6 protein-coding genes and 2 pseudogenes are annotated in these 7,325 nt (G+C 66.7%); 2 read left to right on the top strand and 6 right to left on the bottom strand.

Translation table 11 applies throughout. The annotated features are described in order from the left end of the window. Positions 1-161: 161 nt before the first annotated feature. Positions 162-511, bottom strand: a pseudogene (locus tag ACIPEK_RS45925) (transposase); the annotation flags it as partial. 95 nt (positions 512-606) lie between these two features. On the opposite strand from ACIPEK_RS45925, the gene ACIPEK_RS45920 reads away from it, so the two are divergent. Then, positions 607-906 carry a nitronate monooxygenase gene (locus ACIPEK_RS45920; protein ID WP_402008809.1) on the top strand — a complete coding sequence of 100 codons (300 nt, stop codon included), beginning with the start codon at positions 607-609 and terminating at the stop codon, positions 904-906. Between the two features lie 122 nt (positions 907-1,028). Here ACIPEK_RS45920 and ACIPEK_RS45915 read toward each other — a convergent pair whose 3' ends face one another. The 4 genes from ACIPEK_RS45915 to ACIPEK_RS45900 form a co-directional block, all read right to left on the bottom strand. Further along, the gene (locus ACIPEK_RS45915; protein ID WP_402008806.1) at positions 1,029-2,252 is read right to left on the bottom strand and encodes an ISAs1 family transposase; all 1,224 of its coding nucleotides are present in this window, start codon (positions 2,250-2,252) and stop codon (positions 1,029-1,031) included. Positions 2,253-2,314: 62 nt separating this feature from the next. Further along, on the bottom strand, positions 2,315-3,250 hold the full coding sequence (locus ACIPEK_RS45910; protein ID WP_402008804.1) for an SDR family oxidoreductase: 936 nt from the start codon (positions 3,248-3,250) through the stop codon (positions 2,315-2,317). A gap of 355 nt (positions 3,251-3,605) precedes the next feature. Further along, positions 3,606-4,325, bottom strand: coding sequence for an IS6 family transposase (locus ACIPEK_RS45905; protein WP_402008801.1), 720 nt, complete (start codon positions 4,323-4,325; stop codon positions 3,606-3,608). A gap of 147 nt (positions 4,326-4,472) precedes the next feature. Further along, positions 4,473-5,063 carry a hypothetical protein gene (locus ACIPEK_RS45900; protein WP_402008799.1) on the bottom strand — a complete coding sequence of 197 codons (591 nt, stop codon included), beginning with the start codon at positions 5,061-5,063 and terminating at the stop codon, positions 4,473-4,475. A gap of 320 nt (positions 5,064-5,383) precedes the next feature. Here ACIPEK_RS45900 and ACIPEK_RS45895 point away from each other — a divergent pair. Further along, positions 5,384-6,292, top strand: a pseudogene (locus ACIPEK_RS45895) (Tn3 family transposase); the annotation flags it as partial. A 102-nt stretch (positions 6,293-6,394) separates the two neighbouring features. Here ACIPEK_RS45895 and ACIPEK_RS45890 read toward each other — a convergent pair. Beyond that, entirely contained in the window at positions 6,395-7,261 is an 867-nt protein-coding gene (locus ACIPEK_RS45890) for a hypothetical protein (protein WP_402008812.1), read from the bottom strand. Positions 7,262-7,325 lie beyond the last annotated feature (64 nt).

Below are 7,325 nucleotides of genomic sequence, written 5' to 3'. Positions count from 1 at the left end.
CCGCCGCTACATCATCTGGCGAAACCGCAATGCCGACAACCGGCACCTACGCGCCGTCGTGGACAGGGCAAACGTTGCCTGATCCGGCACTAGCTGGCTCACCCTCGGCGGCAGGAGCTTCGCTCATGCTGCGGTAGGTGGCGGTGGTGTCCTTTTCCGGCCGTGGCGTGTTGGTGAGCCCGGTTGATTGTCGAGTCGACCCAGACCGTCCAGTCGACTCTGCCTGGGCGGTCAGCTGCGTCAGAACCGTGTCCCAGGTGCCGTCAGCTGCCCACCTACGATGTCGTTTCCACACCGTCCGCCAGGGCCCAAACGCTTCGTGGGGCGGATCTCTCCAGGGAATGCCGGTGTGGGATCAGTAGATGATCCTTTCGATGATGCGACGGTGGTCGGCGAACGGCCGCCCTGCCTTGCCTGCGTTGCGGGGAAGGCAGGGCGCCAGGCGTGCCCACTGCTCGTCGGTCAGCAGGCGCATGTGCCCGCTCGTGGAGGCTCCGGGTAAAGAGACCATCTCCGTCTACCAAGTGAATGTTCCCATCACCCTCGGCCAGCTCCCCTCAGCGAGGGCCGAAGACCTCGATTCTTCCGAGTGGGAGAGCGCGAAGGGTGTTGAGATCAGACACCGGGAAAGCTGCCCTGGCAGACACCGAGTTCACCGGCACCACGGTGACCCGGGCCTTCACCGGCCGCCCCGCCCGCGCTCTGCGCAACCGCTTCACCGACACCTACGGCTCCCTCGCCCCGCTCGGATACCCAGCCCTCCACCACCTCACCGGTCCGCTGCGCAAGGCCGCCACCGCCGCCAGCGACACCGGTCTGATCCACCTGTGGGCGGGCACCGGCTACCGCCAGGCACGCGAAGAACCCGTCGCCCGGGCCCTCACCCACCTCGCAGCCCACACATGACCCTCGGTGAACCGCTCCGTAATTCCCAGAAACGGCCCTCTGCTCGAGCGTGATCAGCAGCGAGCCGCCGGGTCCTGCTGACCTCCGATCGGTTCTCGCACGCCCCAGCACCCAGGGCGGTTTCAAGTTCCGTGATTGGTCTGGGTGTTGGGGATGCCGAGGATTGTGAGGGCTCGTGTGGGTTCGTCGCGGATGGCTCGGGTGGTCTTGGCAATGTTGTCGGCTCCCAGGATCTTCAGGGCGCCGGTGGCGAGGTTGTGGAAGGTGGCCATGGCGCGGGGTGCGGTGCCGGTGTGCACGCGGGAGGCGTCCTCGGCGAAGGTTACATCTCGGATGTTGTGGGAGGAGTTTTCGATTCCCCAGTGTCCGCGGATCGCGTTCGCTAGGCCGGCAGGGCTCGTCTGGTGGGCGTCGAGGCTGGTCACGGCGTAGACGGTCGTACGAGTCTCCCGCTGGCCGGCGGATCGTCGGCGGCGGTGCAGGCGCAGGGCGAGGCGGGCGTGGGGGAAGTTGATGCCGCCGAGGTTGTCGGCGATGGCACAGGTCTTGATAGAGCGGGACTCGCGCCGGCCGTGGGCGGCGGTAGAGGCGGTGTGCTGCACCGGGATCGCGTTCCAGGGCAGGGCGGCGAGCTGCCGGTGGGTCGTGGGCTGGTTCGTCTTGATCACGGCGATGTAGTGGGCCTTCTTGGCCGTCACGAGCCAGGTGATGGTGGCCTTGACCGAGTGCAGGGCGTCGAAGGTGACGATGGTGCCCGCGAGTTCCAGGGGCGCCAGCAGCGGGCGGAAGTGCCGGGTTTCGTTCGTCTTCGACCCGACCTCGACCTGAGCGATCGTCGCGACGGGGGCGTGGGTGACGGCCGACAGCAGGTGCCGGCCCGGGGCGCCCGAGTGGGCCGAGCCCTTGAGGGTCTTGCCGTCCACGGCGATGACCCGATGCGAAGGGCCGGTCGCCGCGGACTCGGCGGCGCGGTGCTGACCGGCGAGGTAGGCGCTGACCGCCCGGTCGAGGGCGTCACCGTCGAGGGCAGCGAGGAGGCGTCCGATGGTCGCCGCCGACGGCGAGCGGCGCCAGCCCAGCAGATGCCGGCGCATCCCGAGGGCCGCCAGCACGCTCCGGCAGGCCCGCTGACCGAACTCGGCGACCTCCTCGATGCTTCTGGCGCCGGAGACGGCCGCGCAGGCGCACATCAGCAAGATCGCCGTCAGCGGGTACCACCGCCCGCGCCGTGATCGCGGATCCGGAACCGCCCCGAGGTGAACGCGCAGGTCAGCGATCCGGCCCTCGTCCAGCGGACCCAGGTTCTCCAGCACGGCAGGGATACGGGAAGATGCAACAGCAGGCACGGGACACTCTCATGATCATCGGGCTTAGACAAGGTTAACGCCCCGCCCGTGACCGGTGCCCGTCACCGATACCCGGTCGCGTCCGCGGGCTTGCCGGCATTGTCGACCTCGACCAGGTAACGCCAGCAGTCCGGGCGCGAGCCGTCGAGGTCGGTGAAGCCGTATTCCTGTGCGAGTTGCCTGCTGGACAGCGACTGGCCGTTCCAGCGCACGACGTCGGCATCGCCGGCCAGCGCCGCGACCGCGCGTCCGACGTACGACGGGCTCTCCGAAATGCAGAAGTGCGGCACTGTGGCCAGCGCGTCGCGCCAGTTGTTCTCGGTGACGCCGAACGTGTCGAGCATCATCTCCGAACGCAGCCAGCCCGGGGTGAGCGCCACCGCCGTCCCGCCATGCGGCTTCAGCTCGTGTGCGAGCACGAACGCCATGCGCAACACGCAGTTCTTGACCAGGTCGTAGAAGTACGAGTTGCGGTAGTGCATTCCGTTGTATGCGGACGTCCCGTCGGTCATCTCGACCACGAGCCCACCCGGTTGACGCACGAGCAGCGGCAACACGAAGTGGCTGGTGATCGCGTGGGTCTCCACGCCCAGCCGGAGCAGCCGCAGTCCGTTGTCGAGGTCGTGTTCCCATACCGGCTTGTCGAACGCGAACAGCCGCTCTCCGCCCCAGACATCGTTGACCAGCACGTCGAGCCGCCCCTGCTCGGCGTCGATGCCCTCGGCCAGCGCACGGACCTGCTCGGGCACCAAGTGGTCGGTCGGCACCGCGATGCCGGTTCCGCCGGCGGCAGTGACGAGCTCCGCGGTCTCCTCGATCGTCTCGGGCCGGTCGTACTCCGAGCGCCGTTCCCGCGTCGTGCGGCCGGTGACGTAGACCGTCGCACCCGCCGCGCCTAGCTGGACGGCGATGCCGCGCCCGGCTCCCCGCGTGGCCCCCGCGACCAGCGCGATCTTTCCGTGGAGGTCCGGTACCGATGTGTCGGGCATGAATCCCATTGAGTTCCTTATCTATCCGCACGGCCTGGTCCACGTCCGTCATCGGACGCCGACCGGTGACACCATGCTCGACCCAAAACCCGACACCCTGTGTCGTATTTTTCACCCGCCTCACGAACGCCACAGAAGTGACCAAGCCGAATGCCACACACAGCGACGACGGCTTCCTGAGCAGCGCTCTACCGTTTCCCCGGCCAAATCGCCGAAAACAGTCTCACCAACAAGACCCAATCGCTACCCTGCCCGCCACCTCCGACGCGCAGCCCCGCCAACTCACACGCTGGCGTTGTCACATTGTTGGGTGTGGGTGTCTGACGGTGCGTCGGGGCGTGGTGGTGCCGGGTTTTGGGCCTGTTCAGGCCGTGGTGGGCTGGCGGGCAGCGCCGGTAATCTGGTCCCAGATGGCTAAGCGGATGGTCATTTCGGCGCGGTGGTCGGGGGCGGTCATCAGGTGGCGGTGGGGTCGGAAGTGGGGTGAGATGCCGCTGAAGGCGGACAGGAACCGCTGGGCCGCGCCGACGCTGCGGAAGCCTTTCATCGCGCGTTCACGCTGGCGGGTGGGCTGGTGGCTGTTCTCGGCCGGGTTGTTCAGTCCCTTGTGGGAGCGGTGCTCGACGGAGGGCATGACCTCGCGGTGGGCGGCGCCGTAGGAGCGGAGCTTGTCGGTGACGACCACCCTCGGCACCGACCGGGTCTTCTTCACCAGGCGGCGGAAGAAGCGTCGGGCGGCGGCCTTGTCCCGCCGGTTCTGCACGAGGATGTCGAGCACGTTGCCGTCCTGGTCGACGGCCCGCCACAAATACTTCTGCTCGCCGTTGATCTTGATGAAGACCTCGTCCAGGTGCCACTTGTGCCCGGGCCGGGGCCGGCGGCGGCGCAGTCCGTTCGCGTAGGCCTGGCCGAACTTGGCGCACCACCGCCGCACCGTCTCATACGAGACGATGACGCCGCGCTGGAGCATCAGCTCCTCGACCTCGCGGAAGCTGAGCGGGAAGCGGAAGTACAGCCACACACAGTGCGAGATCACCTCGACCGGGTACCGGTGCCCCCTGTGCGACGGCGACGCACTCCCCACGGACGATCCCCCTCCAGCAGATCAACCCGAAGATCACCCCATCCGGTCAGCCAACGTGACAGCGCCCGATGAAGTACATCTACGCCGCCCACCCCGAACGCACGTCGAAGCTACCCGGATAGCCATCACCGAGATTGCCGAGCGCCGTCAGGGCGTGACCTTGCCCGCAGCCTTCACCTGCTTGACCGCGTTGACCACGAAGGCTTTGACCTGCTGAAGAACCTCGTCGCACTGGTCACGGACTGCTGTCATCGTCCGGTCTCGGCGGCTGGAACTGCCTCGGCCGGTCGGATCGACGAGGTCGAGTTCATGGGCGATCTCGTTGCGCGCGGCGAAGAACGGGCTCAGCCCCGCCAAAGCACTGTCGCTTATATCTGACTCTGGGATGCCGAGGGCGTTCCGCACCCTCTGCAGGTCCTTGTGCCCTTGCAGACTGGAGCCCGTCAGAGCCTCTACATAGATGTCGATCAGCTTCGTCCTGGGGTCGGGGTCAATGACTGCGGCCCTGAAAGCCTTGCTCGCCTTCTCGTTGAGTTGCTCGTTGATGAACTGTTTGAACTTGCCCTCGGCTGCACTGTTCCCGTTGATCAGGGTCGGCAGCGCGTCCTTGAGCAGTCGCCGGAGGCAAGCGTCCAGGCCGGCGGAGGTGAATACGGTTGCGGCCCTGAGTTGGTCCGTTTGATCGTGTGACAGCCGCCCTCGCGGGTCGGTGTCCCCAGCGGACTTCAGCCGGATCACATGGAGGGTGTCGAACAGCCCAGAGACACTCTCGTGGGCCCCCTTGAGATACTTCCAGGAGCCTGACACCTCATCCGGAGAGCCCTCGGCCGGCTGCCGAGCGGAGTCAGTTCCAACTTAGTGATCTTGCTGGTGGCCTTGGTCGACGCCATCGTGTCCTTGATCCCCTCACCACACGCGCGGCCCTCAGCCCTCTGGCAACGACGCTGCCAAGGGCAATTTTGGGGCCGCTGCGCATCTCAACCCGTCTGCTGGTGCTATATCTATCGTGAATGACGCGCGGGTTCAGGCCGTGGGCAGCCCAAGAATCTCGGAACCCGCGCGCTTCCGGCCCCGGGGTGATGATCTACTGGCGTGTGGAGCGGAAGTCGGTCTGCATCTACTCCCAGCTCAAGAGCTGTTCGGCCTCCGAGGTCGCCTCGATGATCGAGGGGGTGCTGCGGCACTGCACCGACATGGAGGTGGACCGGCAGTACAGCGACACCCACGGCGCGTCCATCGTCGGGTTCGCCTTCGCGCACATGCTGGACTTCAAGCTGATGCCGAGGCTGAAGAACATCGGCTCCGCGAAGCTGTACCGGCCGGCGGCCGGGCAGGACGAGAAGTGGCCGCACCTCGCGCCGGTGCTGTCCACCAAGACGATCAACTGGGAGCTGATTGCCCAGCAGTACGACCAGATCGTGAAGTACACCACCGCTCTGCGGCTGGGCACCGCCGAGGCCGAGCAGGTCCTGCGGCGCTTCACCCGGGGTGGTCCCAAGCACCCCACGTACCAGGCGATCGAGGAACTCGGGCGGGCGGTGCGTACGGCATTCGTGTGCGACTACCTCGCCGATGTCGAAATGCGCCAGGAGATCCACGAAGGGCTCCAGGTCGTGGAGAACTGGAACTCCGCGAACAAAGACCTCTTCTACGGCAAGGACGGCGACCTGGCCGGTGCAGACAAGGAATCCCAGGAAGTCAGCATGCTCGCGCTGCACCTGCTCCAGTCCGCTCTGGTGCACGTCAACACGCTACTGATGCAGGAGGTCCTGGCCGATCCGAAGTGGGCGGACAGGCTCACCGACGCGGACCGGCGGGCCCTGTCGCCGCTGTTCTGGACCCATGTGAATCCGTACGGCCGGTTCGAGCTGGACATGAACAGCCGCCTCGACCTGGACCTGTCCCTCCGGGCGACAGTGCCTGGCCCACGCACCCCGCACGATGAGGCAGCCGCGACCCCGGCGTGACACCCGGACTACCGATCCTGGCCGGAGCCCTGGTCAAGACGATGTTGCCGGGCTATTGGAAGAGCCGCACGCCCCAGCCGTCGCGGGGACTCCAGCAGTGGCCTATTGGATCAGGTCGGTATGCGTATAGCACTTCGGGCAGGAGTAGATCTGCAGATTATTCGCGTCGGAGACCTGGATACCGGGTGGGTTCGACACGTTGTCGTTGTCGATCACGGCGATGGCCTGCTCCTCGTACGGGACCCAACCCCTTCTGTAGTCGCGGCATTCATCCGAGGCGATGGTCAGCAACGGGCTCATCGCGGCGCCGCAGTTAATGCAGAACCGGGCGATGGGATCGGAGAGGCCCCACGGCGGCCAACCACCGACCTTCCATCCGGGAGCTTCGGACAACTCGGCGGAGTAGAACTCATCCGGTTCCTCATAGGAATCATCTATCTCGACGCCGGCCGCCTGCCACGCGCTCCAGTCACTCAGCTGCTGCTTCAACTCCTCGTCCAGCTCCAGAATGTTGGGGTACTCGGTGACTTGCTCCGGTGCGAGCACGCACGGCTCCGGCGTGTAGCCGTACTGCGCCTCGGTCGGTTTGGGCGGCGAGGCGAGGACGTGGGTGACGTCGGCGGCAGTTCGCCAGAACAGCTCGGTCGTAGGCTTGTGCTCCGGCGGGTGCTCCGAGGGACACCACAGCACCTGGAGTAGATCGGTCCGTCCGGGCGGCCGCAGCAAGGGCACGTCGCGCACGTACAGCTGGGCCACTGGCAGAAGGGGGGAGACCGGACCCTCGTGCCACTTGTCGCAGTACAGCCATGGCTGCCCGGCGGGCCACAGGAGCGGCCCGCCGACCGAACTGTCGTACGGCGACGGAGAACCGGGGCGGGGATGCAGCCGGGTCGTCGTGCGTGCCAGCGGGGCCAGTTGAGGGAAGACCGCGGCCACGTCGAACGGCCGTGGTGGGGTGGTGCGGATGATGTTCACGGCGGCGATACTGCCAGCAGCCTCCGACAATCGACGTACGACGAGATCAGCCGCGGCC

Origin of the sequence: Streptomyces sp. NPDC088246 (assembly GCF_044741025.1) — a bacterium.
Lineage (GTDB): Bacteria > Actinomycetota > Actinomycetes > Streptomycetales > Streptomycetaceae > Streptomyces.
The sequence above is the reverse complement of the archived record's forward strand: the minus strand, read 5'-3'. Positions and strand labels throughout refer to the sequence as shown.

What these genes read in the sequence shown, in the direction of transcription:
- ACIPEK_RS45910 (WP_402008804.1), bottom strand. Translation starts at nt 3,250, where the DNA reads ATGGGATTCATGCCCGACACATCGGTACCGGACCTCCACGGAAAGATC.